24 protein-coding genes are annotated in these 26892 nt (G+C 66.0%); 14 read left to right on the forward strand and 10 right to left on the reverse strand.

All coding sequences use genetic code 11. The features are described from left to right. The first annotated feature begins 27 nt into the window (after nucleotides 1-27). The 8 genes from AC5P6A_RS19330 (at nucleotide 28) to hglS (ending at nucleotide 9418) form a co-directional block, all read left to right on the forward strand. On the forward strand, nucleotides 28-3051 hold the full coding sequence (locus AC5P6A_RS19330) for a TonB-dependent receptor (protein WP_346714978.1): 3024 nt from the start codon (nucleotides 28-30) through the stop codon (nucleotides 3049-3051). 55 nt (nucleotides 3052-3106) lie between these two features. Further along, on the forward strand, nucleotides 3107-4660 hold the full coding sequence (locus tag AC5P6A_RS19335) for a serine hydrolase domain-containing protein (protein ID WP_019662200.1): 1554 nt from the start codon (nucleotides 3107-3109) through the stop codon (nucleotides 4658-4660). Next, nucleotides 4593-5306, forward strand: a complete 714-nt coding sequence (locus AC5P6A_RS19340; protein ID WP_194445580.1) for a M15 family metallopeptidase — start codon at nucleotides 4593-4595, stop codon at nucleotides 5304-5306. The genes AC5P6A_RS19335 and AC5P6A_RS19340 overlap by 68 nt, the downstream gene beginning before the upstream one ends. A gap of 211 nt (nucleotides 5307-5517) precedes the next feature. Continuing rightward, nucleotides 5518-5889 (forward strand): hypothetical protein, encoded by a 372-nt coding sequence (locus AC5P6A_RS19345; protein ID WP_019662198.1) that lies wholly within the window; start codon nucleotides 5518-5520, stop codon nucleotides 5887-5889. Between the two features lie 232 nt (nucleotides 5890-6121). Further along, entirely contained in the window at nucleotides 6122-6538 is a 417-nt protein-coding gene (locus AC5P6A_RS19350) for an EF-hand domain-containing protein (RefSeq protein WP_019662197.1), read from the forward strand. A gap of 84 nt (nucleotides 6539-6622) precedes the next feature. Next, on the forward strand, nucleotides 6623-7372 hold the full coding sequence (locus AC5P6A_RS19355) for an HAD family hydrolase (protein WP_021202954.1): 750 nt from the start codon (nucleotides 6623-6625) through the stop codon (nucleotides 7370-7372). A gap of 31 nt (nucleotides 7373-7403) precedes the next feature. Further along, nucleotides 7404-7892 carry a hypothetical protein gene (locus AC5P6A_RS19360; RefSeq protein WP_155028856.1) on the forward strand — a complete coding sequence of 163 codons (489 nt, stop codon included), beginning with the start codon at nucleotides 7404-7406 and terminating at the stop codon, nucleotides 7890-7892. A gap of 164 nt (nucleotides 7893-8056) precedes the next feature. Further along, nucleotides 8057-9418 (forward strand): 2-oxoadipate dioxygenase/decarboxylase HglS, encoded by a 1362-nt coding sequence (gene hglS / locus AC5P6A_RS19365; protein WP_346714976.1) that lies wholly within the window; start codon nucleotides 8057-8059, stop codon nucleotides 9416-9418. 137 nt (nucleotides 9419-9555) lie between these two features. On the opposite strand, the gene scpC is transcribed toward hglS, so the two are convergent. Then, nucleotides 9556-11070, reverse strand: coding sequence for a succinyl-CoA:acetate CoA-transferase ScpC (gene scpC, locus AC5P6A_RS19370; RefSeq protein ID WP_021202957.1), 1515 nt, complete (start codon nucleotides 11068-11070; stop codon nucleotides 9556-9558). A gap of 385 nt (nucleotides 11071-11455) precedes the next feature. On the opposite strand from scpC, the gene glnE reads away from it, so the two are divergent. Then, complete coding sequence (gene glnE, locus AC5P6A_RS19375; RefSeq protein WP_495222365.1) at nucleotides 11456-14251, forward strand: bifunctional [glutamate--ammonia ligase]-adenylyl-L-tyrosine phosphorylase/[glutamate--ammonia-ligase] adenylyltransferase; 2796 nt, start codon at nucleotides 11456-11458, stop codon at nucleotides 14249-14251. Between the two features lie 174 nt (nucleotides 14252-14425). Here glnE and AC5P6A_RS19380 read toward each other — a convergent pair whose 3' ends face one another. From AC5P6A_RS19380 to AC5P6A_RS19405, 6 genes are all read right to left on the reverse strand, one after another. Continuing rightward, nucleotides 14426-14986 (reverse strand): queuosine precursor transporter, encoded by a 561-nt coding sequence (locus AC5P6A_RS19380; RefSeq protein WP_019662191.1) that lies wholly within the window; start codon nucleotides 14984-14986, stop codon nucleotides 14426-14428. Between the two features lie 75 nt (nucleotides 14987-15061). Next, the gene (locus AC5P6A_RS19385; protein WP_019662190.1) at nucleotides 15062-15574 is read right to left on the reverse strand and encodes a hypothetical protein; all 513 of its coding nucleotides are present in this window, start codon (nucleotides 15572-15574) and stop codon (nucleotides 15062-15064) included. Nucleotides 15575-15606: 32 nt separating this feature from the next. Then, nucleotides 15607-16110, reverse strand: a complete 504-nt coding sequence (locus AC5P6A_RS19390) for a hypothetical protein (protein ID WP_031269949.1) — start codon at nucleotides 16108-16110, stop codon at nucleotides 15607-15609. Between the two features lie 19 nt (nucleotides 16111-16129). After that, the gene (locus tag AC5P6A_RS19395) at nucleotides 16130-16981 is read right to left on the reverse strand and encodes a DUF2145 domain-containing protein (RefSeq protein ID WP_329846755.1); all 852 of its coding nucleotides are present in this window, start codon (nucleotides 16979-16981) and stop codon (nucleotides 16130-16132) included. 48 nt (nucleotides 16982-17029) lie between these two features. Then, a complete protein-coding gene (locus AC5P6A_RS19400) occupies nucleotides 17030-17260 on the reverse strand; it encodes a hypothetical protein (protein WP_005415044.1) in 231 nt (76 codons plus the stop codon). Nucleotides 17261-17412: 152 nt separating this feature from the next. Further along, entirely contained in the window at nucleotides 17413-18372 is a 960-nt protein-coding gene (locus AC5P6A_RS19405) for an ELM1/GtrOC1 family putative glycosyltransferase (RefSeq protein WP_171953332.1), read from the reverse strand. A 126-nt stretch (nucleotides 18373-18498) separates the two neighbouring features. Between AC5P6A_RS19405 and AC5P6A_RS19410 the strand changes: the two genes are divergently transcribed. Beyond that, nucleotides 18499-19089, forward strand: a complete 591-nt coding sequence (locus tag AC5P6A_RS19410; protein ID WP_005415046.1) for a malonic semialdehyde reductase — start codon at nucleotides 18499-18501, stop codon at nucleotides 19087-19089. Nucleotides 19090-19175: 86 nt separating this feature from the next. Next, entirely contained in the window at nucleotides 19176-19883 is a 708-nt protein-coding gene (locus AC5P6A_RS19415; protein ID WP_005415047.1) for a YceI family protein, read from the forward strand. Nucleotides 19884-20064: 181 nt separating this feature from the next. Here the strand turns inward: AC5P6A_RS19415 and AC5P6A_RS19420 are convergent, their stop codons facing one another. The 3 genes from AC5P6A_RS19420 to AC5P6A_RS19430 all read right to left on the reverse strand — a co-directional run bounded on the left by AC5P6A_RS19420 (nucleotide 20065) and on the right by AC5P6A_RS19430 (nucleotide 22127). Next, on the reverse strand, nucleotides 20065-20466 hold the full coding sequence (locus AC5P6A_RS19420) for a hypothetical protein (protein WP_346714974.1): 402 nt from the start codon (nucleotides 20464-20466) through the stop codon (nucleotides 20065-20067). 242 nt (nucleotides 20467-20708) lie between these two features. Further along, nucleotides 20709-21506 carry a siderophore-interacting protein gene (locus AC5P6A_RS19425; protein ID WP_155028863.1) on the reverse strand — a complete coding sequence of 266 codons (798 nt, stop codon included), beginning with the start codon at nucleotides 21504-21506 and terminating at the stop codon, nucleotides 20709-20711. Nucleotides 21507-21566: 60 nt separating this feature from the next. Then, nucleotides 21567-22127: a PadR family transcriptional regulator gene (locus tag AC5P6A_RS19430; RefSeq protein ID WP_099604733.1), complete on the reverse strand. Its 561-nt coding sequence runs from the start codon at nucleotides 22125-22127 to the stop codon at nucleotides 21567-21569. 566 nt (nucleotides 22128-22693) lie between these two features. On the opposite strand from AC5P6A_RS19430, the gene aceE reads away from it, so the two are divergent. From aceE to AC5P6A_RS19445, 3 genes are all read left to right on the forward strand, one after another. After that, nucleotides 22694-25381 carry a pyruvate dehydrogenase (acetyl-transferring), homodimeric type gene (gene aceE, locus AC5P6A_RS19435; RefSeq protein ID WP_012478970.1) on the forward strand — a complete coding sequence of 896 codons (2688 nt, stop codon included), beginning with the start codon at nucleotides 22694-22696 and terminating at the stop codon, nucleotides 25379-25381. Between the two features lie 66 nt (nucleotides 25382-25447). Next, a complete protein-coding gene (locus AC5P6A_RS19440; protein WP_346714973.1) occupies nucleotides 25448-26179 on the forward strand; it encodes a RelA/SpoT-related domain-containing protein in 732 nt (243 codons plus the stop codon). 92 nt (nucleotides 26180-26271) lie between these two features. Continuing rightward, nucleotides 26272-26628, forward strand: coding sequence for a hypothetical protein (locus tag AC5P6A_RS19445; RefSeq protein WP_164144166.1), 357 nt, complete (start codon nucleotides 26272-26274; stop codon nucleotides 26626-26628). Nucleotides 26629-26892 lie beyond the last annotated feature (264 nt).

A 26892-nucleotide genomic window follows, 5' to 3' on the forward strand; every position in this document is an offset into this window, starting at 1 on the left:
TTCAATTCTTGCAGGAGAGAGCAGGGGATGAAGGCTTACAGCATCAAGCGGGCGGCGTTGTGCGTCGCCCTTGGGGCGTGTCTGGGCGTAGTGCTGCCCGGCATCGCGATGGCACAGAACGTGAGCGGCGCAGTTGCCGGCCGTGCAACCGCGGGCGACCAGGTGACCGTGGTCAGCAACAGTACGGGTCTGACCCGTACCGTCACCGTCGGCGCCGACGGCAGCTACCGCCTCGGCCAGCTGCCGGTAGGTGACTACCAGCTGCAGCTCAGCCGCGATGGCCAGAAGCTGGGCGATCAGATTGCTGTCAGTGTGGCAGTAGGCGGAACCACCACGGTCAACCTGGCCAGTGGCGGCGGCGTCACCAATCTCGATGCGCTGCAGGTGGTCGGCACCCGCGTGGTCAACCGCGTGGATGTCTACTCCACCGAGACATCCTTCAACATCAACCGCCAGGAGATCTCGCGGCTGCCGGTGGCGCAGGACCTGTCTGCGGTCGCGCTGATGGCGCCGGGCGTGGTCGGCGGCAACTCGTCATTCGGCGGCCTGTCATTCGCTGGTTCATCGGTGGCCGAGAATGCGGTCTTCATCAATGGCCTGAATGTCACCGACATGTATACCCGTCGCGGCTTCAGCACCGCGCCGTTCGCCTTCTTCAAGGAGTTCCAGGTCAAGACCGGTGGCTACTCGGTCGAGTTCGGCCGCTCCACCGGTGGCGTGATCAATGCGGTGACCCGTTCGGGCAGCAACGAATTCGAGGGCGGTGTTGAAGTCACCGCCGAGCCCAGTGCGTGGCGCGCCAGTGGCGGCGATCATTTCCACCGCGACGGCACCCCGCATTCCTACGGCAGCCGCGACAACAACTCCTTCCTGAAGACCAACGTGTGGGGCTCCGGCCCGATCGTCAAGGACAAGCTGTTCCTGTTCGCGATGTACGAAGACCGCAGCGACAAGGGACACAACACCTCGTCCGATGGCAGTACCTGGTTCAAAAACGATTCCGGCAACGGCTTCTGGGGCACCAAGCTGGACTGGAACATCAACGACAACCACAGCCTGGCGCTGCTGGCGTTCTCGGATGAGGGCGATGTCACCAATGCGTCGTACGGTTACAACTGGAACGCCGACCAGCTCGGCGCCTGGGGCGGCGATTCGGTCACCGAGACCGGCGGCCGCAACTGGTCGGCCACCTACACCGGCCACTTCGGACAGAACTTCACCGCGCGCGCCATGGTCGGCCAGAACAACCAGCGTGCCTTCACCAATTCATCGCTGGATCAGGCCTGCAGCCCCGTGTTCACCGACAGTACCTACGGCCCGCGCCTGGGCAAGCTGCAGGGCCTGCGCGCAGGCTGCCACCCCACGGGCACGGCAGTGGCCGAGCGTGACGATACCCGTGACGTGGCGCGACTGGACTTCGAATGGCAGCTGGGTGACCACCTGCTGCGCTTCGGTGTCGACCGTGAGCTGATGACCACAAAGCAGTCCACCCGCTACCCCGGCCCGACCGAACTGAGCTACACCGCCTACGTGGCGCGCCCCGGCGATGAAGTCTGGGACGGTGCCAATGCCTACGTACCGGCTGGCGTTACCGAAATGCTGCGTGCGCGCAACCGCAAGTCGGGCGGCACGTTCGAGACCGAAGCCAATGCGCTGTACGTGGAAGACATCTGGAACATCACCCCGAACCTGATGCTGAACCTGGGCGTGCGCTGGGACCGTTTCGAGAACCGTACCGCCGCCGGCAAGGCGTTCATCAAGATGGATGACCTGATCGCACCTCGCGTCGGCTTCTCGTGGGACATGCGCGGTGATGGCAGCACCAAGCTGTTCGGCAACGCCGGCCGCTACTACCTGCCTGTCACCAACAACATCAACGTGAATTTCGCAGGTGGCCTGACCGACGAGTACAGCTACTACGTGCTCAATGGCTGGGAGCGGAAAACCTCGCCGACCGGCTCACCGTACATGGCACCGGTCGTCGGCCAGCAGATCGGGCCGACCGACACCCGCATGAACACCGGCGGTGCCGACCTGCGCCAGAGTGTGGATCGCGACCTCAAGGCGGTCTACCAGGACGAGTACATCCTGGGCTTCCAGAACATGATCAACCAGGCATGGTCGTGGGGCGTCAACGCCACCTATCGACGCATGACCCGTGCGCTGGACGACATCCGCATCAATTACACCCCATGCGGCCCGACCCCCAGCACGCTGTGGCCGATCGCCAACCCGGGCGAGAGTCTGACGATCTGGGGCGACAGGAGCATCGGCTGCGCCACCGAAGGCTGGATCACCATTGACACCGCCAACAGCGGCTATCGGAAGGGCGGCAGCGGCGAGGTGATCGGTTACTCCAAGCCCAAGCGCACCTACAAGGCACTGGAGTTCCAGATCGACCGTGCCTGGGACGAGAAGTGGATGTTCAACGCGTCCTACCTGTGGTCGAAGAGCGAGGGCAATTTCGAAGGCCCGGTGAATTCCGATACCAACTACGGCGACACCGGCATGGTCCAGTTCTGGGACCATCCGGCCACCAACGAGCGCTATGGCGTGCTGTTCAACGACTTCCGCCACCAGTTCAAGCTGCGTGCCGCTTACGCGCTGAACAAGCAATGGTCGTTCGGTACCACGCTGCAGGTGCAGTCCGGTGGCCCGATCACTGCCTACGGCGTGATGTGGCCAAACGATTCCATCGCCGGTGGCAGTACTTCCAGCGAGGGTAGCGGCGGTGGTACCGGCTGGCTGTGCGTGGCCAACTGTTCCGGCCCGTACAACCAGCGGCAGTTCGAGTACAGCCCACGCGGTGCGTTCGGTCGCCTGCCGTGGACCTGGACCATGGGCGCCAACGTGACCTGGCGTTTGCCGGTGGAGGGCATCGATCTCAGTGCACGGCTGTCTGTGTACAACCTGTTCAACAACCAGAAGACCATCAACGTGCACCAGCGCTATGAAGCGCAGCCCGGCCAGTACCGCGAAGCGACGTTCGCCACCGGGACGCGCTGGCAGGCCCCTCGCTATACACAGCTGGTGGTGACCTGGAACTTCTGAGGCCACGATCCGCGCCGCCCACCGTGACGGCGCGGGCAATGGAGGGGCTGCGCGCATGTACCACCTGCTGATCGTCGCGGCGGCACTGGCCGCACCGTCCGCTTCGCCGACCGATATCGCCTCCCTCGATGCCGACGTCGCCGCCGTGGTCCAGCACGAGCACCTGCCCGGGCTGGCCATGGCGGTGGTCGACAACGGGCAGGTGGTCTATCGCCACGCCGAAGGCGCGCGTGGCGACGGCGGCCGCATCGACCAGGACACGCTGTTCAAGATCGCCTCCAACAGCAAGGCGATGACCGCCGCGCTGCTGGCGCGGCTGGTGCAGCAGGGCAAGCTGCGCTGGGAGGATCCGGTGCAGCAATATCTGCCGGGCTTCCGCATGCACGATGCGTGGGTGGGCGAGCAGATGCAGGTGCGCGACCTGCTGATCCACAACAGCGGCCTGGGCCTGGGCGCCGGTGACCTGATGCTGTGGCCGGAACCGAACGCGTTCACCCGTGCGGACATCATCGCGGGGCTGGCGCACCTGAAACCGGTCAGCAGCTTCCGCAGCCGCTACGCCTACGACAACCTGATGTACGTGGTGGCCGGGGAAGTGGCGGCGGCAGCGGGTGGCAAGCCGTACGACCAGCTGATGCGCGAGCAGGTGTTCGAACCACTGGGCATGACGCGCTGCCAGGTGGGGGCGTGGTCGGTGAAGCGCGTGGGCAACGTGGCGCAGCCGCATGCCTGGCGCGGTGATCGCAACGCGGTAGTGAACGCGGATGGAGCGATCAGCCCGGACCTGCCGTCGATGGCGGCCGGCGGCATCCGTTGTTCGCTGCGCGACATGACGCGCTGGATGCAGGTGCTGCTCGATCCCGCCCTGGCACCTGGCTGGTTGGACGCTGAGCAGCGCCGTACGCTGTGGACCCTGCACATGCCGATGGCGCTGGGTGAACGCCAGCGGCGTTGGGACAACGCGCATTTCTATGGCTACGGCTATGGCTGGCGGGTGTCGGACATGGATGGGCAGTGGAAGGTGGCGCACACCGGCACCCTGTCGGGCATGTACTCGTCGCTGGCGCTGTTGCCTGACCGCAAGGTGGGCGTGGTGATGCTGATCAACGGTGAAGGCGAGGATGCGCGCACCGCATTGATGCAGGCCGCACTGAAACGCTTCACCGCCCCCAATGATGCGCGCCCGGCGATGGAATACCTGGCCGAACTGAAGGCGGACCAGGCCGCTCGTGCGGCAACCGGGCACCAGCGGCCGCCGACGTCGGATGCGCGGCAGGCGTCGGCTTCCGATCTGCCGCGTTGGCAGGGGCGCTACAGCGATCCCTGGCTGGGGCCCGCATCGCTGTGCCCAGGCAAGGACGGCCTGCGCTTCAGCGTGGACAAGTCGCCCCGCCTGCAGGGAGCCGTGCTGCAGCTGCAGGGGCGCTGGCTGCTGCGCTGGGATACGCTGGGTGACGATGCACAGGCGTGGCTGCGGCCGGGCGAGGGCCCGGCACCGACACTGGACCTGCGCGCCATCGATCCGGACATCGACTTCAGCTATGACTTCCAGGACCTGCATTTCACTCGTACTGGCGATTGCCCTGGCGGCGACCACCGGCGCCGCTGAGCCACCGCGCGTTTCACCGGCCACCGACGCGGCCAGCGCCGGACTGGTGGAGATCCGCACGCTGTCGCCGCGAATCGACCTGGATATCCGCTATGCGGGTGCCAACAACTTCACCGGTGCGCGCGTGCCCGGCTACGAGGCGCCATCGTGCTATCTGCTGGCGCCGGTGGCAAAGGCACTGGCACAGGTGGAACAGGACCTGCGCGCCGATGGCTTCGGCCTGCGCCTCTACGACTGCTACCGGCCGGTGCGTTCAGTGCAGGCGTTCATGGCCTGGGTGAACGATCCGCGCGAGCGCTCGCGCAAGGCGCAGCAGTACCCGGATCTGGACAAGCCACGCCTGCTGGCTGACGGCTACATCGCCGAGCGCTCCGGCCACAGCCGCGGTGCCACGGTGGATCTGGGCCTGCTGGATTGCCGCAGCGGTGCATGTGCGCCGTTGGACATGGGCACCGACTTCGACTTCTTCGGGCCACGTGCGCATACGCAGACGAGCGGGCTGAGCACTGTGCAGCAGGCGAACCGCCAGCAGCTGGTGCAGGCGATGGCGCGCCGTGGCTTCGTCAACTATCCGCAGGAGTGGTGGCATTACACCCTGCAGCCCGAACCGGATTCCGGCACCGCGTACGACGTGCCAGTGCTTTAGGCGGTATCGGCAGGGCACCGCCCCGCCTCTGGCAGTTTCCCGCGTGGTCCGTTGTAGAGCCGAGCCCATGCTCGGCTGCTCCTTGTTCAATCGTCGAGATATTCGATTTGGATGGAGATTCATCCACGCATGGCGTGGATCTACTATGGCTGCCGGATTGGGTCCGGCGCAGATCCCTTACACTGGCCGCCTCTTCATCCCTGCCCACCCGATGAACCTTCCTCTGCACTTCGGCCTGCTCGGTACCCTGGAAGCCGGCGCCATCGCCATGCTGGTCGGGCTGCTGGTGTACTTCCTGTGGTCGCAGCTGTGCCGGCTCCTGCACTGGACAGCGGGGCATGCGATCGGCTGGTCCTGCGTCATCGCCGTGATCATCTCCGCCGGCATCGATGCATGGAAGCTGTTCTACATGGGCATCGTGCGGCTGGAATCGCCGCTGTACGCGCGCATCTTCCTGGCCACCATCCACGATCCCAACGAGCTCGGCAGCCGTGTGGTGCTGGAAATCGCCGGTGCGCTCGCCGGTGTTGCTCTTGCATGGGTGTTGTTCAGTTCGCGGTCATCGGAAAAAACCGTCGACTGACGCAGGTTTTTCGTTGCCTGCCGGTTAAATGCAGAGGCGCTGAATGCGCATCTTATGAGCCACTCACTTCACCCTAACCACCGCGCTAAAGCATGCGTGGAGGCCAGTGGTTAATCGCGCGTGTGGGCGCCGGTCGCGGCGCAAAATCGATTCAGAAACGCGGTGGCAGGGTAGGTGCCGTGCGGAATCAACACGCCGCGCAACACCACCCAATCGGTAGGAGACACCCCTGATGACTATTCGCAACCGCAAGCCCCTGATCGCCCTGATCGTCGCCGCCGGCAGCGTGCTGGCCATCCCGGCGATGGCCCAGTCGGCCAAGCAGCAGGCCGCGCAGGCACAGAACGAGGCCGCCCAGGCGCAGCAGGCAGCGGCACAGGCGGGCCAGGCGGCTGACCAGGCAACCAATGCGGCCGCAGCGGCCTCGGCCCAGGCCAACGGCGGTGGCCAGACCTGGGCCAGCATCGATACCGATGGCAACGGCACCATCAGCAAGACCGAGGCGCAGGTGAACGCCGGCCTGGCCCAGGTGTTCGACCAGGCCGATACCAACAAGGACGGTGAGCTGAGCGCCGATGAGTACAAGGCCTATGTGGCCGCCCAGCAGGCCGGCGCCGGCGGCGCAGCGCAGGGTGCGCAGGGCAGGTAAGACCTGTATCGGGGCGTATGGGAACCCGGGCGGCTTCGGCCGCCCGGGTTTTTTTCGTCACCACGGCCCCTGTATCCTTGCGCGATGAACACCTCCACGCCTGCGCCGTCGCGCGCCATCGGCCTGGTCGGTTTTGACGGTGACGATACGCTGTGGAAGAGCGAGGACTACTACCGCAAGGCCGAGCAGGATTATCTTGACCTGCTGTCGCGCTACGTCGACGTGCATGACACCCAGACCGCGCGCCACCTGCTGGAAGTGCAGCAGCGCCACCTGGGCACCTTCGGCTACGGCGTCAAGAGCATGACCCTGTCGATGATCGAAGCGGCCATCGACATCACCGGCCAGCGCATCGAGGCCAAGGACATCCAGCGCATCCTGGAGATTGGCCACGACACCCTGCGCCACCCGGTCGAGCTGATCGACGGTGTGCGCGAAGCGGTGGCGGCCATCGCCGAGCACTACCCGGTGGTGCTGATCACCAAGGGCGACCTGTTCCACCAGGAAGCGAAGATCAAGGTCGCCAACCTGGCCGAGCTCTTCCCGCGCATCGAGATCGTTTCCGAGAAGGACCCGGAGACCTACGCCCGCGTGCTGGCCGAATTCGACCTGCCGATGCAGCGCTTCGTGATGGTCGGCAACTCGCTGCGCTCGGACATCGAGCCGGTGGTCACCCTGGGTGGCTGGGGCGTGCATACCCCGTACGCAGTGACCTGGGCCCACGAGACCCAGCATGGCGTGGCCGACGACGAACCGCGCATGGTCACTGCCGATACCGCCCACGACTGGCCGGCCGCACTGGCGGCGATCGAGGCCAAGGCCGCTGCGGCCTGACAGGGCCCGTCGGCTGCGGCAGAATCGGGGCATGAACCACCGACTGCGCGCGCTGATGTTGTCCCTGCTGTTGGCGCCGGCCACCGTGCTGGCCCAGCAGACCGCCGAGCGCTCAAGCGCCTACGAAGTGGACACCGGCGACAGCTGGGTCGATGCCCAGCTGCGGGACATCAACCATTACGCCGAACGCTACCCCGACGCTTTCCTCGACGAAGTGTCGCGCTATGCCGACGTGCCGCGCGGCTACATCAGCGCGCTGTTCACCACCCACGGCTGGCAGGCCGGAGACATCTATTTCGCCTGCTTCTGGGCCAAGGCCAGTGGCCAGACCTGCCGCGACAGCGTGCGTGCCTTCAGCCAGGACCCGGAGGGCGGCTGGGAGGCGGTGGTCAAGCGCATGCCCACCAAGCCGGACAATCTGCACTACCGGGCTGTGCGCCATGCCATCGTGGCCAGCTACCAGCACTGGGACCGGCCGATCACGCTGGATGCCACCCTGAAGCGCCAGCTCAAGCGGTAGTGCCGGCCGCTGGCCGGCACCTGCACCATTCCAGGCATCCGGAGGTTGCCGACCACCGGCCGGCACTACCGGTTTCCTTATGTTGCTCTGCGTATCGCCGCCGCCGGGCGCTCCGGCGACAATACGGGTCCGAGCTGTTCCCCGTTCCCGTAATCGAGTGACTGATGAGCGCCTCTTTCGTTTCGCCTGATGTGATCCGCCGCCTGTTTGCGCAGGCCATGTCCCGCATGTACCGCACCGAAGTGCCGCTGTACGGCACGTTGGTGGAACTGGTGGAGCGGATCAACGCGCAGGTGCTTGCCCATGACCCGGCGCTGGCCGCGCAGCTGCAGCGCAACGACGAGCGTGCGCGCCTGGATGAAGAGCGTCATGGCGCGATCCGCGTCGGCACCGCGCAGGAGCTGGCGACGCTGCGCCGCCTGTTCGGGGTGATGGGCATGTACCCCGTCGGCTACTACGACCTGTCGGTGGCCGGCGTGCCGGTGCACTCCACCGCGTTCCGCCCACTCACCGGCGCGGCGCTGGCACAGAATCCGTTCCGCGTGTTCACCTCGCTGCTGCGCCTGGAACTGATCGAAGATGAAGCGCTGCGTGCCGAGTCGGCGAAGATCCTGGCACGCCGCCGCATCTTTACCGACGGCGCACTGGCACTGATCGAGCAGGCCGAGCGTGACGGCGGCCTGTCGCAGGCCGATGCCGAGCGCTTCGTCGATGAAGCACTGGAAACCTTCCGCTGGCATGGTGACGCCACGGTCGACCTGCCGACCTACCGCGCGCTGCACAACGCGCACCGGCTGGTGGCCGACGTGGTCAGCTTCCGTGGCCCGCACATCAACCACCTGACCCCGCGCACGCTGGACATCGACGCGGCGCAGGCGGCAATGATCGAGCACGGCATGGCGGCCAAGGCGGTCATCGAAGGTCCGCCGCGCCGTGCCTGCCCGATCCTGCTGCGCCAGACCAGCTTCAAGGCCCTGGAAGAAGCCGTTCATTTCCCGGATGCCGAAGGTGGTGACGCCGGCACGCATACCGCGCGCTTCGGCGAGATCGAACAACGCGGCCTGGCGCTGACCCCGAAGGGCCGCGCGCTGTACGACCAACTGTTGTCGCAGGCCCGCGACGCCGGTGGCGAAGGCAGCACCGGCGGCGACTACGGCCAGCGCCTGCAGGCGGTGTTCGCCAGCTTCCCGGATGACCATGACACGCTGCGCCAGGAAGGCCTGGGGTATTACCGCTACCAGCTGACCGACGCCGGCCGCGCCGCGCCGGAGCGCGTGGCCGATCTTCCCGCTGAAGTGCTGGTGGCCGCCGGCCTGGCCACGGCCGATCCGATCGTCTACGAGGATTTCCTGCCGGTCAGCGCCGCAGGTATTTTCCAGTCGAACCTGGGTGGCGAAGAACAGCGCGCCTATGCCGCGCATGCCAACCGCGAGGCCTTCGAGCAGGCATTGGGCGTGGCGGTGAACGACGAGTTCGAGATCTACGAGCGGCTGCAGGCCGAATCGCTGGCGGCGCTGCGCGGGTAAACCGCTTGCCGTGGAGCCGAGCGTGGGCTCGGCTCTACAGGGATTCTGCGGAGCGGCCCCTTTGTAGAGCCGGGCGCTGGCCGGCTGTTGGGGAAGCCGGCCAGCGGCCGGCTCTACCCGATGTCCGGACCCTGGGGTCAGCCCTTCATCGTTCCGGTATCCAGCCAGCGCTGGTGCCACGACAGCGCTTCCGGCAGCAGATGCGGGGTGTGCTTGCCGTAGCTCTCGCGGCTGGCACGGTCGAAGTAATCCTGCAACTGCGGGCGGAAATCCGGGTGCGCGCAGTTGTCGATCAGCACCTGCGCGCGCTTGCGCGGGGTCAGCCCGCGCAGGTCGGCCAGGCCCTGTTCGGTGACGATCACCGACACATCGTGCTCGGTGTGATCGACATGGCTGGCCATCGGCACGATCGCCGAGATGGTGCCGTTCTTGGCGGTGGACGGGCTCAGGAACGCTGACAGGAAACCATTGCGGGCAAAGTCACCCGAACCGCCGATGCCGTTCATGATGCGCGTGCCCATCACGTGCGTCGAATTGACGTTGCCGTAGATGTCCACCTCGATCATGCCGTTCATGCCGATGCAGCCCAGGCGGCGCACCAGTTCCGGATGGTTGGAGATTTCCTGCGTGCGCATGATGATGCGCTCGCGGTAGAAATCGATGTTCTCCTTGAACGTCTCGTTGGCCTGCGGGCTCAGCGCGAAGCCGGTGCACGAGGCGTAGCTCAGCACGCCGTCGCGCAGCAGGTCGAGCATGCCGTCCTGGATCACTTCGGTGAACGCGGCCAGGTCGCGGAAACCGCTCTTGGCCAGGCCGGCCAGCACGGCATTGGGTATGTTGCCCACGCCCGACTGCAGCGGCAGCAGGTTCGGCGGCAGGCGGCCCTTCTTCACCTCGTGCTTGAGGAACTCGATCAGGTGCGAAGCGATCTGTTCGCTGGTTGCATCGATCGGGCTGAACGGGCTGTTGCGGTCCGGGCCGTTGGTGCGCACCACGGCCACGATCTTGTCCGGGTCGCAGCGCAGCGCGGTGTCGCCGATGCGGTCGTTGGCGTTCACCAGCGGAATCGGCTTGCGGTGCGGCGGCAGCGCGGTGCCGTAGTAGATGTCGTGCATGCCGTCAACGCCGGCCGGCTGCCATTCGTTGACCTCGACGATCACCTTCCTGGCCAGGTCCAGCCAAGTCTTGTTGTTGCCGACCGAAGTGGAGGGCACCAGCGAACCGTCCTCGCGGATGGCCGAGACTTCGATCACGGCGGTGTCGATCTCGCCGTAGAAACCGAACCACACGTGCTGGGCAACGTGGCTGAGGTGGATGTCGATGTAATCCAGCTTGCCCTCGTTGATACGGTTGCGCGCGTCCGGGTCGCTCTGGAACGGCATGCGCATGGCGATGCCATCGGCCTTGGCCAGCGCGCCATCGAGTTCCGGCGCGGTCGACGCGCCGGTCATCAGCTTGATCTGGAAGGGATTGCCCTGGGCGTGCACCGCTTCGATGCGGCGGGCCAGTTCCACGGGAACGGCCTTGGGATACCCGGAGCCGGTAAAGCCGCTCATGGCCACGGTTTCACCGGGCTGGATCAGCGCGGCTGCGGCCTCGGCGGAGACCACGCGGTCACGGAGACGCGCGTTGGCGATGCGATCAACAGACATGACGACAGTGTTTCTGGGGGGAATCCCGATTATCGGCCATCCTCATCCGTACGGGGGGTTCTACCTTCGTGGAATGGCTTTTCCCCCAAGGGGCTCACCCATACCCATCGGTTCTGTTTTGCAGTGCAGCGTGCAAAGTGCTTTCGCAGCCCGCACGATGGCCCTGCATCCCGACGTGGGGGAGGGAGCAGAGCCCGCTGGCAGTTCGCTGCAAGCGGGCTTTTTTATTGCCTGTCGCCCAGTATGAATGCGCGGCCTCCATTATCGGTAGTGCCGGCCGCTGGCCGGCAACTGCAGCAACCTTCGGCAGGATCATGGGATCTGCCGGCCAGCGGCCGGCACTACCGGGTCCGTCGCGTCCCGACCGGGTCGATACAATCCGCCCATGACCCTCGCCCCCGCCGAACTGTCCGCCGCCCTCCAGCCCGTTGTCGACCGCGCCCTGGCGCGCCTGGCCCAGGTCCTGCCCGAGCCCATTCCTGCCGAACTGCTGCCGCTGCTGACCCGGCTGGCGGTGACCAGTGACTTCGCGCTGGACACCCTCGTGCGGCAACCGGCGCTGCTGGCGCAGCTGGCCGCGCCCGGCTGCCCGCCGATCCCGGCGCCGGTGCTCGATCCGCTTCAGCCCAGCGACTGGCCGGCGCAGATACGGCGCTGGCGCACCGCCATGTCCACGCGGCTGATCTGGCGCGACCTGGCCGGCCTCGACGACGTGCCGCAGACCCTCGCCGGCGCCACCACCCTGGCCGAGGACTGCCTGCGGCTGGCGCTGGACGCCCTGCAGCAGGAATTCGCCCAGCGCCACGGTGTGGTCCGCGATGGCGAAGGCGCCGCGCAGCAGCTGGTGGTGTTCGGCCTCGGCAAGCTCGGCGGCGGCGAGCTCAACTTCAGTTCCGATATCGACCTGGTCTACGCCTACCCGCACGGCGGCGAATCCGACGGCCCGCGCGCGCTGGCCGCCGAAGAGTATTTCGCCCGCCTCGGCCAGCGCCTGGCCAAGCTGCTGGACGAAACCACCGTCGATGGCTTCAGCCACCGCGTTGACCTGCGCCTGCGGCCGTTCGGCAGCGCCGGCCGCGTCGCGCTGTCGTTCGCGGCGATGGACCAGTATTTCCAGCGCGAAGGCCGCGACTGGGAGCGCTATGCGTGGCTGAAGGCGCGCGCGGTCGCCGGCGACATCGCCGCCGGTGAAGCGTGGCTGCAGACCCTGCGCCCGTTCGTGTACCGCCGCTACCTCGATTTCACCGCGCTCGATGGCCTGCGCGAGATGAAGGCAGCGATCACCGCCGAAGTCGCGCGCCGCGAGCTGCACGAAGACATCAAGCGCGGCGCCGGTGGCATCCGCGAGATCGAGTTCCTGTGCCAGGCGCTGCAGCTGATCCGCGGTGGCCGCGAACCTGCGCTGCGCGAGCGCCGCCTGCTGGTGGCACTGGACGCGCTGGTGGCCGCGGGGCAGATCGCGCCCGAGGATGGCAGCGCGCTGCGTGACGCCTACCTGTTCCTGCGCCGGCTGGAGAACCGCCTGCAGATGCTGCGCGATGCGCAGACCCACGTGCTGCCCAGCGACGCGCTGGACCGCGCGCGCATTGCCATTGGCCTCGGCTACCCGGATTGGGAGGTACTGCGCGCGGCACTGGCCGAACAGCAGCAGCGGGTCAGCACCGAATTCGCCGCGCTGCTGGCCCCGCGCAAGGGCCAGGCCGCGCCCGACGCGCTGGCCAACTACTGGCGCAGCCTGCCCGAGGGCAGCAACGCGCCGTTGCTGGCGGAAGCCGGTTTCCTCGATGCCAATGGCGCCGATCAGTCGCTGCGCGATTTCGCCCAGGGCACCGGCGTGAAGTCCCTGTCCGACGCCGCGCGTGCACGGCTGGATCGCGTACTGCCGGCGCTGCTGCATGCGGCCACGCGCTCGCCGCAACCCGATGCCGCGCTCAAGCGCGTGCTTGGCCTGCTGCAGGCGGTGCTGCGCCGGACCAGCTATCTCGCGCTGCTGGACGAACAACCGAGCGCGTTGGCGCGGCTGGTGGATGTGCTGGCGCGCAGCGCGCTGCTGGCCGAGCGGCTGGCCGCGTACCCGCTGCTGCTGGACGAACTGCTGGACGTGCGCGTGTCCGGACCGATGCCCGATGCGTCCGGCATGCTGGCCGAGTGCCAGCAGGTGCTGGCGGTGGAAGACCCCGAATCCGCACTGCGCTGGCTCAACGAGACGCGGCTGGCGCTCAGCTTCCGCATGGCGATGGCCACGCTGGACGGTCGACAGGGCGCAGTGGACAGCACGCGGCAACTGGCCGAGCTGGCCCAGGCGGTGGTCACCACCGTGCTGGCGATGGCCGAAGCGGACATGCGCGCGGCACACGGCGTGATTCCTGGTGGGCGCTTCGCGATCATCGGCTACGGCAGCCTCGGAGGGCTTGAGCTGGGCTTCGGTTCCGACCTGGACCTGGTATTCCTGCACGACAATCCGGCCGGCGTGGAGGCCAGCGATGGCGCACGTCCGCTGGAACCGGGGCGCTGGTATGCGCGGCTGGCGCAGAAGGTGATGGCGCTGCTCGGTGCGGTCACCGCCGCCGGCCGTCTGTACGACATCGACGTGCGCCTGCGCCCGGATGGCGGCAAGGGCTCACTGGTTTCTTCGTTGGCCAGCTACACCGAATACCAGCGCGAACGCGCGTGGACCTGGGAACACCAGGCCTTGGTACGTGCACGCGGCGTGGCCGGTGATGCCAGCCTGCTGGCCGATTTCGAACAGGTGCGTGCACAGACGCTGGGCCGCGAACGCGATCCGGCCACGCTGTATGCCGATGTGTTGAAGATGCGTGGACGCATGCGCACCGAACTGGACCGCAGCGATGCTGCGCGACTGGACCTGAAGCAGGGTGCCGGTGGCGTGGTGGACCTGGAGTTCCTGCTGCAGACCGGCGTGCTGGCGCGTAGTGCGCAGCATCCCGCGCTGCTGCAGCCGCGCGATACACCGTCGTTGATAGATGCGCTGGCGGTTGCGGGCTTCCTGCCCGGTGCCACCGCGCAGGCACTGCATACCGCGCATGCCACGCTGCTCGACGTAGGCCTGGCCTGCACGCTGGACCGGCGCCCGCGACTGGCACCGACCACGCCCGCGATTGAAGACGCGTGTGCGGCGATTACGGCGGCGTGCAGAGCGGCGGCGTTGCCGTTCGGGTGAGTGGTGCACCCATTAGAGCAATTGCCCGGGGATGATCCGCTGTTGGTAGGTGCCGACCGTTGGTCGGCACAATCTGTCAGCGGTGATGAACTCTGATGGGGCGTGCCGACCAACGGTCGGCACCTACCGTGCTCATGTGCCATCCAAGGTTGGCACCTACCAGGGCAATGGCGGTCAGCTGGTGGCGCGCAGCGGCGCCATCTTCCACAGCAGCGCGCGGAACGGGGCCAGCAGGCACACGCCGATCGCCAGCTTCACTGCCAGGTCGCCGGCGGCCCAGCTCACCCACGGTAGCGCGGAGCCGGCAAATGCGATCGACCAGAAAATGGTGGTATCCACCGTCGCACTGCAGGTCGTGGCCACCATCGGTGCGCGCCACCAGCTGCCGCGGCGCAGGCGGTCGAACACGGTGATGTCCAGCAGCTGGGCCACGATGAAGGCCGAGCAGGAGGCAATGGCGATGCGCGGGGTGGCCACCCAGATCGACAACAACACCGCCACCGCGAAGCCGATCCACGCCACGCGGCGCGCCGGGCCCGGGCCGAAGCGGCGGTTGATCAGGTTGCTGACCAGGAACGCGACCGGATAGCTGAAGGCACCCCAGGTCAGCCAATCGTTGATCGGGTACTGCACCAGCACGTTGGACAGCAGCACCACCGCGCCCATCGCCAGTACCGCCAGCACCAGGGCGCGCGGGGTCAGCGGGGCAAACAGAGGGGCAGGACGCACGGACATGGCGAGCCAGGGGGAGAAAGGGGATCACCCATTATCCGCCCGGGCCGTGGCAAAACCAAAAACGGTCGTTCAGCTTTACAGCGCTTCACTCATCACGTCACCGGCGGCGTAGGCGGTGGGGACGTAAGCCAGGGCCTGGCCCTGCGCGCTCTTCACAGTCCAGCCGGCACCGGCCTCGGTGGGCTCGAAATGCACCCGCTGGCCGACCACGAAGGCCGCCGTCTGGTCTTCATGTACGCGCGCCGGCCAGCGCAGGGTGGCGGTCTGATCGGCCTTGTCGGGCACCTGCAGCTGTACCTGGCGCTCGCCCTCCGGCGTGGTCTCCACCTTCTTCACCTCCATCGGCGGCAGCGGCACGGCCTTGGTGCGCGTGGCCCGGCCGTTGCGTTCGCTGGCCTTGAACGGCGCCTTGGACAGTTCGGACAGGCCCGCCGATGCAGCGAGCGGTACCGAGACCACGATCAGCGAGGTGATCAGCACGCTGGCCTCGCTGCTGTTCAACTGCGGCGCGGCGCCGGCATGGACGGTGGGCACCAGCAGCGCGGAGAGCAGCAATGCAGAAGCGGGAACGCGCAGGCAACGGAACATGGAGACCTCCTGGTCAGGGGGGAGACGGCGGCTCAGCGCCGGGTATCGAAGATATCGCGCGGGCCGGTGGCCTCGGGCAGGTACTCCAGCGGGCGCCCCTGGTTGTCCTTCAGCTGCCAGCCCTGGTCGTTGCCGGTTGGCTCGAAATTCACGGTCTGGCCCACGGTGAACTGCACGGCCGGGTCGCCGACGCCGCGCGGATACTGCATTGATGCGGTGTTCTGCGGATCGTTGGCATCACGCAGCAGCACTTCGCGGCGGCCATCCACGGTAGTGGAGATGGCACTCACCTCCATCTGCGGCAGCTTGATCTGCTGCGGGCGGGCCAGCGGCTGGCCGGCGTCGGCGGCATCCTGCGCTTCCTTGGCCGCTGCAGCGCGGGCCGAGGCCACCATCTGCGTGGACATTTCCAGGCTTGGTCCCTGCGGGCCCGGGTCGTGGATGATCACGATGCGGCGTTCGGCGTGGGCGGCCGTGGACCAGGCCAGGCCGGTGACGATCACCATCGACAACACAGAGGTAAGCAGCGGACGCATGTCGTTCTCCTTGCGGGATTCAGGGCGTGGCGGCAGTTGCACCGGCCACCGGCACATGGGGGATCACCAGTTCCTGCTGCAGCTGGCTGCGCTGGTGCAGGAAGTCGAACACCGATTCCACCGTCACCACCGAATAGTTGCCGGAGATGCGTTCGCCGGCTGGATGGTCGGTGGTGGTGGCGTTGGCTACGAACAGGCGCGCACCCACGCGCTTGCCGAGGCCGATATGCAGCACGCTGGGCTGGTACTTCTGCTGGCGCAGCCACTGCTGTGCCTGTTCGCGCTTGACGATGGCCGGCGCGCCTTCGGTCTGCGCCATCGCCGCCGCCAGCACTTCCAGCACCCACTGGTTGGAGTTCTGGTAGTCGGTGGCGAACGGGTAGGCGACCACGTTGTACCTGGTTTCGTGCAGCGCCTTGGGCTGGATCGAGGGCGGCACCAGCATCGCGCGCAGCGCCGCACGCAAGGGGGCCGACGGCACGCCGATGCGCAGGTCGGTATGGCCGCCGCTCTCGCCGACGAAGTTGCCGAGGCCCTCGTGGTACAGCTGCGAGCTGTCGGTCTTGCAGCGGTTGAGCAGGTGCATCGCGCGCCAGCGGCCGTCGTCCTCGCGCAGCAGGAAGGCCAGGTGGCTGTGGCGCAGGCCGTAGCGGCTCAGGTCCTGGCCACCGCGCGCGGCCACCACCACGTCCACATCGGGCAGCGCGTCCAGGCGTTCGGCGGTGGTCCAGGCCACGTCCAGCATCGCCGCCTGCGACGCCACGCTCGGGTAGCGCTCGCGGCAGGCGGTGCTGTCGGCCCAGGCCGGTGCGGTCGCCAGCAGGCTGGCGATCAGCAGCGCGGCACGGGGCAGGCGGGCAAAACGATCCATGTCGGTACCTTCGGCGGCGGGCAGGCCCGCGCGCCGATCATACGCTGCTCAGCGCAGCGGGCGATCCACGCCCTTGCGCTGGAGTTCCCTGTCGCAGGCATCGCTGATCGGGGCGATCGGCAGCGGCGGGCGCTCGCCCGTCTTCGGATCGCGCAGCGCCGGCTGCTCGCGGTACGCGTCCAGCTGCTGCTGGCACTGATAGGAGATCGGGTCCAGCTCGGTGGGCGCGGTCGAACACGCGGCGAGCAGGGCCAGGGGCAGCAGGAGCAGGGTGCGCATGAAGGCATTCGGTCCGGTGGGGGGCACCGGACTCTAACGGTATGGGCAGATTGAAATGTTCAGAAATCGCTGTGCATCCCGGTAGTGCCGGCCACTGGCCGGCATCGGCGGTGTTCGGTAATGCGCACAGCGTTGCCGGCCAGCGGCCGGCACTACCCCAATGCCAGGCGCTGCTTCACTTCCGCCGCTACCCGAGCGGTCTCGCGCAGCGGCTCGATGCGGTCGTACTGCCAGTCCAGCCAGTGCGCCTGCAACCGCCCGCGCTCGCGCAGCTGCTGCTGGAAGCGCGCCAGCCGACCCTGCGCGGTATCGGCCAGCGCCACCATCACCGGCATGCGCGTGGCGCAGGCTTCAGAGAGCAGGTTCACCGAATCGGGCGAGACCACCACGCGGTTGGCCCAGCCGAGCAGGCCGCCATAGGGATTGGTACCGTCGCCACCATCGCCCCAGATCACGTGCGGTAGGTTGGCGAACTTCGCGCGCAGGATCTCGGCCAGGGCCGGCGGCGTGCGTCGCGAGGTGGTTGCCAGCAGGCTGCCGCCTTCATTGCGGATCTGCTCGGCCAGCGCCTGGAATACGCCGACCATCGCGTTCTCGTCCCACGGTGCCAGCGGCGTCGGCCCGCCCACCAGCAGCGCCGTGCGCGGGCCAGGCAGGGTACTGAAGCCGGCGAACGCGGCGCGGCCCCAGGCCAGCCAGTCGTCGTCCACCGGGTTGAGGCTGCCGAGCAGGGTGAGCACGTTGCTGCCACGCAGGGCATCGTGTTCGGGCACCACCACCACGTCCCAATGGCGGGCGCTGATGCGCGGGTCGAGGATCTGCACCACCTGGCTGCCGCGTGCGCGCAGCACGCGCAGGGCACCGGCGGCCTGGCGGCCACAGCCGATCGCCAGCGCCGGGGCCTCGGCAGCCAGTGTCGCGAAGGCCTCGCCATAGCCATTCACATCGCCGGGCAGGCGCCGCGGCGACAGCCAGCGCCAGGGTGCGCGCGGTTGCAGGAGCAGCGGTCGGTGGGTGCCCTGGCGCAGTGCCGAGGCCAGCGCGACCGCCTGGCGGACATTGCCCGCACGGCCGTCGGTGACCGTCCATGGCGCGCTCGATCGTTTCACCATTGGCATTAATTCGTTTCAGCCCTGCTGGGTGTTGCAACAGTCGCGACACTCTACACTGCGGCTCGTCGTTTCGCCCCGCGCCGCCCGCGGGCACTGACTTCCTTTCGCCGCCCTGGAGATCCACCGATGTCCCACGCGCTCGACGCCGCCGCCCTTGATCAGCTGTTCCGTACGGCCCGCACCCAGAACGCCTTCCTCGACAAGCCGGTCCCCGAGAGCCTGCTGAAGGAACTGTACGACCTGGTGAAGTGGGGCCCCACCGCGGCCAACACCACGCCTGCGCGCTTCGTCTTCGTCACCTCGAAGGAGGCCAAGGACAAGCTGGCCCCGGCGCTGTCCGAAGGCAACCTGGCCAAGACCATGGCCGCGCCGGTCACCGTCATCATCGGTTTCGACCTGGACTTCCACGAGAAGCTGCCGTACCTGTTCCCGCACACCGATGCCAAGGCCTGGTTCGACGGCCCGCAGGAAGGCCGCCACGAAGCCGCCATCCGCAACGGCAGCCTGCAGGGTGCCTACCTGATCCTGGCTGCGCGCGCGCTGGGCCTGGATGCCGGCCCGATGTCCGGCTTCGACCCGGCCAAGGTCGACGAAGCCTTCTTCGCCGGCACCTCCATCAAATCGAATTTCCTGGTCAACCTGGGTTACGGTGATCCGGCGGGCCTGTTCCCGCGCCTGCCGCGCCTGTCGTTCGACGAAGCGGCGCGCATCGCGTAAGTCGCTGTATCGGTTTCGGGCCCGCTGTCCCGCGGCGGGCCATTGCTGCACCGTGTACCCACCCTACGATCCGGAGAGTTCCTCAGATGAGCGCCACCCGTAAACTGCTGCTGCCGCTGGCCCTGACCCTGGCCATCGCCGCCTGCTCCAAGCCGGCCGACACCGCTGCCCCGGCTGCCGATGCCGCCGCCCCGGCCACCACCGAGCAGGCCGCCACCCCGGCCGCCGATGCCGCCGCTGCCGCGCCGGCCGCCGAAGCGATCAAGATCGCCTCGGGCACCTACAAGCTGGACCCGAGCCACACCGACGTGCTGGCGCAGTGGAGCCACTTCGGCTTCTCCAACCCGAGCGCGCACTTCGGCAACGTCGAAGGCACCCTGGTGTACAACGCCGAAGACGTGACCAAGTCCACCGTGGAAGTGAAGCTGCCGCTGAGCGGCCTGAACAGCTTCACCGCCAAGTTCGACGAGCACCTGAAGAGCGCCGACTTCTTCGACGCCGCCAAGTTCGCCGATGCCACCTTCAAGAGCACCAAGGTGGAAGCGGCCGGCACCAACAAGCTGACCGTCACCGGCGACCTGACCATCAAGGGCATCACCAAGCCGGTCACCCTGGACGTCACCGTCAACGGCGGCGGCGAGCACCCGATGGCCAAGGTTCCGGCGGCTGGCTTCGATGCCACCACCACCCTGAAGCGCAGCGATTTCGGCGTCGGCGCCTACGCCCCGAACGTCAGCGATGAAGTGAAGATCCGCATCACCACCGAAGCCACCGGCGAAAAGCCGGCGGCCTGATGCACCCCACTCACTCGTCGTGAGAAGGCAGAAGGCCCGCTGAAAAGCGGGCCTTCTTTTCTGGGTTCCGGTAGAGCCGGCCGCTGGCCGGCTGCATGCGAGGTGCCGATGATCAGGGGTTGCCGGCCAGCGGCCGGCACTACCACGTCGGTGGGTGCGGACCGTTGGTCCGCACGATCCCTCAGCGCAACGCGCCCAACCATGCCACGCACGCCTCGCTGGGGCTCTGCTTGGCCTTCACCGTCATCCCGCTCACGCGCACGAACGTCTGCGCCGCCTGCGCCACCCTCTGGCGGGCGATCAGCGCCGCCTGCTTGGTGGCAGCCTGCTGCTTGCGCAGCTGCACGATGTTGATCGAAGGCCGGCCCACCGGTGCGTACTTCTGGTCGCGGCGCAGCACATCGGCCACCTGCGCCACTTCGAACTCGGCCTGCAGGTAGCGGTGCTGTGCTTCCACCAGTTCGCGCAGCGGCGTGCGCAGGGCAACGGTGTCGGCGAAGGCGGCCAGCGCCGCATCGCAGGCGGCGTCATCAGCGAAACGGGTGCGCAGCGCATCCACGCTGGCCAGGGTCAGTTTGGCCATGTGAGCCTCGTTGCTGCAGGAAAGGAGCGCGATTGTCGCATTGCTCGGCGGCTGATGCGTTGAACCGGGCGGCGGAATACCTGTAGAGCCGAGCCCACGCTCGGCTCATCGCGCGCAGCGCGAGGGTTCGCCGATCGCGGAACGAAGAGCAGCCGAGCATGGGCTCGGCTCTACATGGTCAAAGGTGTGCGGACCAACGGTCCGCACCCACCAAGCAGGGTCCGCACCCACCGGCCGCCCGGTCAATCGCCGTCGGTTTCGTCCGGGTGGGCCTTCCAGTAGCCGGTGGAACGAATCCAGTCCCGCGGCACGCCCAGGTGGCCTTCGATGAACTTGCGCATCATCCGTGCGCGGCGCGATTCGGTGGCGATCCAGTAGAAGACATCGCCGTCCGGGGCCTCGAAGTCGGTCAGCATGTCTTCCAGCAGCGTACTGCTGGCCGCCGGGAAGCCATTGCGTTCCAGCCAGTGGATGCGCACGTTCTCGTACTGCGGCAGGTCCTGGCGTTCGGCTTCGTCGCGCACTTCAATGAAGGCCTGCACCTCGGCGCCGTCCGGCAGCACGTCCAGCCAACGGGCGATGGCCGGCAGTGCGGTCTCGTCGCCGATCAGCACGTAGGCGTCGTAGGTGTCGGCCACCACGAACGAGCCGCGCGGACCGCCGATCACCAGCGTGTCGCCCGGCTGTGCGCGTTCGGCCCATGGCCCGGCCACGCCCTGGTCGTGCAGCACGAAGTCGATGGCCAGCTCGCCGGCTTCATGGTCCCACCAGCGCGGGGTGTAGTCACGCGACGGCGAAGGCACCTTGCCGTCCGGGTAGCTGCGGCCTTCGGCGGTCAGCACCGGCAGCACCATCTCGCCCGCAGCGTTGGGGAAGAACAGCTTGATGTGGTCGTCGGCGCCGGGCGAATCGAAACCGGCCAGCTCTGCGCCACCCAGCACGATGCGGCGCATGTGCGGGGTGACCTCTTCAGTGCGCAGCACGGTCAATTCACGGAAGCGCACATCCAGGCGCAGGCGCGTGTTGTTGTGTTCGGTCATGGGGGTTACCTGTAAAGGTGTCGCGCGGGGGCGCGCGGCATGGGGGAGACCTGGCTGGAGTCAGTCTGGCTGGGTCGTTGAAAACGGTGGGCTCTCGCTGCCGGCGGTACCGTTGAGCAGGGCCGAGGCCCGCGTCAGCAGTGCCGCCACTTCGTCCGCCTCACCCTCGGCCCAGCGGCCGTGGTGATGCACCAGCGCCCGCTTGAACTCGCGCAGGGCAGTGGCCAGCGGCGGCGGCAGCGAAGCCTTGGTGATCTCGCGGGCACGGTCGAAGGCACGCCGCTGCGCCAGGCGTACCTGGGTGCGCTGCACCTTCAGCTCGAACTCGCCAGCAGCGGTGATGCGGAAGATCCGCTTGCCGTCCACTTCCTCGGCCTCGATCCAGCCGGCCTGCTCGAAGCTGGCCAGCAGCGGGTACATGGTGCCGGCGCTGGGCGTATAGGCCTGCATGAACTGGTTGCTGATCAGCTGCATCAGCTCGTAGCCATGGCGCGGCTGCTCGCCGATCAGGGCCAGCACCAGCAGGCGCAGGTCACCGCGGCTCAGCACGCGTGGCTGGCCGTTGCGGCGGGGCACCGCCGGATCGGTGGAACGGGCTCGGGGAGAAGGGGAACGGCTCATTTCGATATATCGGTAAACGAGTGTGCAAACGATATATCGATATGTCGAACGCGACAACACTCGATCCGGCCACAAGCGGGTCTGTTTTGGGCCACGGCGGGCGGCGCGCGTAGAAACGGGGCGCCCTTCGCAGGGCGCCCCGGCAGCAACTGTGGAAGGGAGCGGGGCCTTGGGGCCAGCACTCGGTCTCTACCCTGCGGCCGCCAGCGGCGCACTTCCAGTGCCGGATGCGGCATGTTGCCGCTGGTTCAGTGCCCGGCGCCGGAAGCGGCCGACCCCGACACCAAACCTGCCCCAGAAGCGTCATCGGCAGCAGTAACACTGCGTCCTGCGCATGGACGCAGCGGGCCTGATGCGACAGCGGGGCACCGGCCGCAAGAGGCCGTAGCGGCCGGAAACAGGGGCCTGTCCTGCTGCTGGACAGGGCGGGACATGCCTTGCGGACACTGGCCGCATGCATCCATACGCCTGCGTAGCCAAGTGACGAAAGCCCTTGGTGCGCTACACTTTGCGGTCTAGAAATCTATACAACAGTCGCGCGCGTGCGTGCGGTCATGGGAGCGCTAATGAACTGGTTGAACGAGGTGCTGAACAACGACCCGAATCCTGTGGAAACCCAGGAGTGGATCGAGTCGTTGAAGGCCGTTATTGATGTCGAGGGCTCCGAGCGCGCGCATCAGCTGCTGGAAGGCATGGTGGAACTGACCCGTCGTTCGGGCGCCTACCTGCCGTTCTCTCCCACCACCGAATACGTCAACACCATCGAACCGCAGTTCGAGGCCAAGAGCCCGGGCAATGCCGAGCTGGAATGGCGCATCCGTTCGATCATCCGCTGGAACGCGATGGCCACCGTGGTGCGCGCCAACCGCAAGCCGGGTGACCTGGGCGGCCACATCGCCTCGTTCGCCTCCGGCGCCACCCTGTACGACGTGGGCTTCAACCACTTCTGGCGCGCCCCCAGCGAGAACCACCCGGGCGACCTGCTGTTCATCCAGGGCCACAGCGCCCCGGGCATCTACGCGCGTTCCTTCCTGGAAGGCCGCATCAGCGAAGAGCAGCTGGACAAGTTCCGCATGGAAGTGGACGGCGGTGGCCTGTCCTCGTACCCGCACCCGTGGCTGATGCCGGACTACTGGCAGACCCCGACCGTGTCGATGGGCCTGGGCCCGCTGGCCGCCATCTACCAGGCGCAGTTCATGCGCTACCTGGAAAACCGTGGCCTGATCGAGAAGTCCGACCGCAAGGTGTGGTGCTTCATCGGCGACGGCGAGAGCGACGAGCCGGAAACCCTGGGTGCCATCGCCCTGGCCGGCCGTGAAGGCCTGGACAACCTGATCTTCGTGGTGAACTGCAACCTGCAGCGCCTGGACGGCCCGGTGCGCGGCAACGGCAAGATCATCCAGGAACTGGAAGGCGTGTTCCGTGGCGGCGGCTGGAACGTGATCAAGCTGCTGTGGGGCGGTTACTGGGATGCCCTGCTGGCCAAGGACACCAACGGCGTCCTGAAGAAGCTGATGATGGAAACCGTCGACGGCGAATACCAGAACTGCAAGGCCTTCGGTGGCGCGTATACCCGCGAGCATTTCTTCGGCAAGTACCCGGAAACCGCCGCGATGGTCGCCGGCCTGAGCGACGACGACATCTGGCGCCTGAACCGTGGTGGCCACGACCCGCACAAGGTGTACGCCGCCTACCACCAGGCCGTGAACACCAAGGGCATGCCGACCGTCATCCTGGCCAAGACCGTGAAGGGTTACGGCATGGGCAGCGCCGGTGAGGCACTGAACCCGACTCACCAGACCAAGAAGCTGGACGACGAAGCGGTGCGCCACTTCCGCGACCGCTTCAACATTCCGGTGACCGACGCGCAGCTGGCTGACGGCCAGGTGCCGTTCTACCACCCGGGCCCGGATTCGCCGGAAGTGCAGTACCTGCAGGAACGCCGTGCCGCGCTGGGCGGTTACCTGCCGCAGCGCCGCCGCAAGGCCGACAAGACCTTCGTGGCGCCGAAGCTGGAAGCGTACGAACGCCTGCTGAAGAGCAGCGGCGAGCGCAGCTACTCCACCACCATGGCGTTCGTGCAGAGCCTGAACATCACCCTGCGCGACAAGGAACTGGGCCCGCACATCGTGCCGATCGTGGCCGACGAAGCCCGTACCTTCGGCATGGAAGGCCTGTTCCGCCAGATCGGCATCTACGCGCCGTTCGGCCAGAAGTACAAGCCGGTCGACGCCGACCAGCTGATGTTCTACCGCGAAGACCAGAGCGGCCAGGTGCTGCAGCAGGGCATCAGCGAGCCGGGTGCGATCAGCTCGTGGATGGCCGCCGGGACCAGCTACTCGGTCAGCAACGTGCCGATGCTGCCGTTCTACATCTACTACTCAATGTTCGGCTTCCAGCGCGTGGGCGACATCGCCTGGCAGGCCGCCGACATGCGTACCCGCGGCTTCCTGCTGGGTGGCACCGCCGGCCGCACCACGCTGAACGGTGAAGGCCTGCAGCACGAGGATGGCTTCAGCCATCTGGTGGCCGGTGGCATCCCGAACGTGCGCAGCTACGACCCGACCTTCGGCTTCGAAGTGACGGTGATCCTGCAGCACGGCACCAAGCGCATGATGGAAGACCAGGTGGACGAGTATTACTACGTCACCCTGATGAACGAGAACTACACCCACCCGGAAATGCCGGAAGGTGCGGCCGAAGGCATCGTCAAGGGCATGTACCTGCTGACCGACGCCGGCAAGCCGAAGAAGGGCGAGCTGCGCGTGCAGCTGCTGGGTTCGGGCACCATCCTGCGCGAAGCCATTGCCGCGGCCGAGCTGCTGGACAAGGACTTCGGCGTGACCGCCGATATCTGGAGCTGCCCGAGCTTCAACGAACTGCGCCGCGATGGTTTCGACGTGGAGCGTGCCAACCGCCTGCATCCGGAAGGTGAGCAGCGCAAGGCCTACGTGACCGAGCTGCTGGAAGGCCGCCAGGGCCCGGCGATTGCCGCCACCGACTACGTGCGTGCGTATGCGGACCAGATCCGCGCGTTCGTGCCGATGTCGTATACCGTGCTGGGTACGGATGGGTTTGGTCGTTCGGATACGCGTGCGAACCTGCGCCGGTTCTTCGAGGTTGACCGCTACTACATCGCGCATGCCGCGATTGCGGCGCTGGCGAAGGAAGGAAAGATGACCGCGAAGGATGTGGCCCGGGCGATCAAGCAGTACAAGATTGATCCGGAGAAGGCTAATCCTGTTGGGGTTTGATTTAGTCGCAGTAAAATAATTAATGGGCAGCCCGAGCTGCCCATTTTTTTGCCAAGGAATGACCGGATGATGCTGAGTAAATCGCAGGTTGACCGAGTTGGGCAGAGGCTAAAATCTGGAGATGTCGACGGCGGTGTTATCGAAACGCTCGAAAAGTATCGGGGAGAATTTTCAGGCGCGTACAAGGCAGTCGAGACTTTGCTCAGGGATCGACTGGGCTATCAAGTTACGGGGCGACCGGCAAAGTCTACTGTTGCGATTACGGAAAAACTCCGGCGTCAGTCAATAAGGTTGAGTCAGATACAGGATATTGCAGGTTGTCGAATAATTGTCCCGACTGTTGTTGCGCAAGACTCACTCAGTCACTCGTTGTCAGTTTTCTTCGATCATATCGTCATGGATGACAAAAGGGAGCTGCCGACGAATGGATATAGAGCTCTTCATGCCATTCCAAAAATAGCTGGGCGTAGCATAGAGATTCAGATCAGAACTGAGCTTCAGCATGTATGGGCGGACATATCGGAGAGGCTTGCGGATATTCACGGACAGGATGTGAAGTATGGAAAGGGCGCCGGGCATGTCGTGCAGTTTCTCTCGCGGTTCTCTGCCGCAGTTGCAAAGTTTGAGGCTGTAGGTCGTCGGAATCTAGAGTTCAATCGAATAGGAAGTGGCGCGGAAATTGGTGGCTATCTGAAGTTGAAGAAGAAGGAAAGAAAGAGGCACGCCGATGCGTTGAGAATGGCTTCCAATAATATAAAGCTCATAATTAATGAGGCTCGTGGATATCTAGTAAAATGATTTTTCTTATAAAATACGACAGGTCGAAATCTACACCTCTTACAATCAAGGGGTTCGTAGATCCGCGGGAGGCGTCCGAGGAAAAATTGCGTGTGGAGCTCGAAGTTCTAAGTGCTGGGCAGCGTTACGAGGTTGTTGTGCTGGAGGCTGATGACGAAGCTGCCCTACGTAAGACGCATGGAAGATATTTTTCTTCGGCTACAAGTGTACAAATATCAGATAAATACGAGGGTGCATCTTCCAGTTTCAGTAAGACCTGGGATGTTCGAGATGTCTCTTCCGGATGGGTGGTGGAAATCGATGGGCATCGAACGGCCTATCCTACTAAGGAATCTGCTGTAGCTGCAGCGGCCAAGGATGCTCGCATCTGGAAAAATTCTAGTGGGAAAGAATGCTCAATTAGAATATTTGAGAAAACTGGAGAATTTAGTTTTATTGATATCAATTGATCGTTAGGGCGAAAAGCTTCACCGGCTTATTTTTCTTTGTTTCAGGTGCAAGGTTTTGGGGTTAAAGGAAATTTTATCCCTAGCTGTTCGATTGTTTTTCACGCAAGACTGTTCGCCGGAATGGGAGTCCCTTGAAAGCTTTCGTTGATTGGGGCGCGATCAGAGTCCGCTAATGACCGAGGCCAGTTCGTCCTGCGGCGTTTCGCGTCGCATGGTGACGCTAACAGCTCTGTCAATTACGATGGGATCTGGATCAATTTTTTG

The sequence above is a fragment of the Stenotrophomonas sp. YJH_SMC_20 genome, assembly GCF_059367845.1.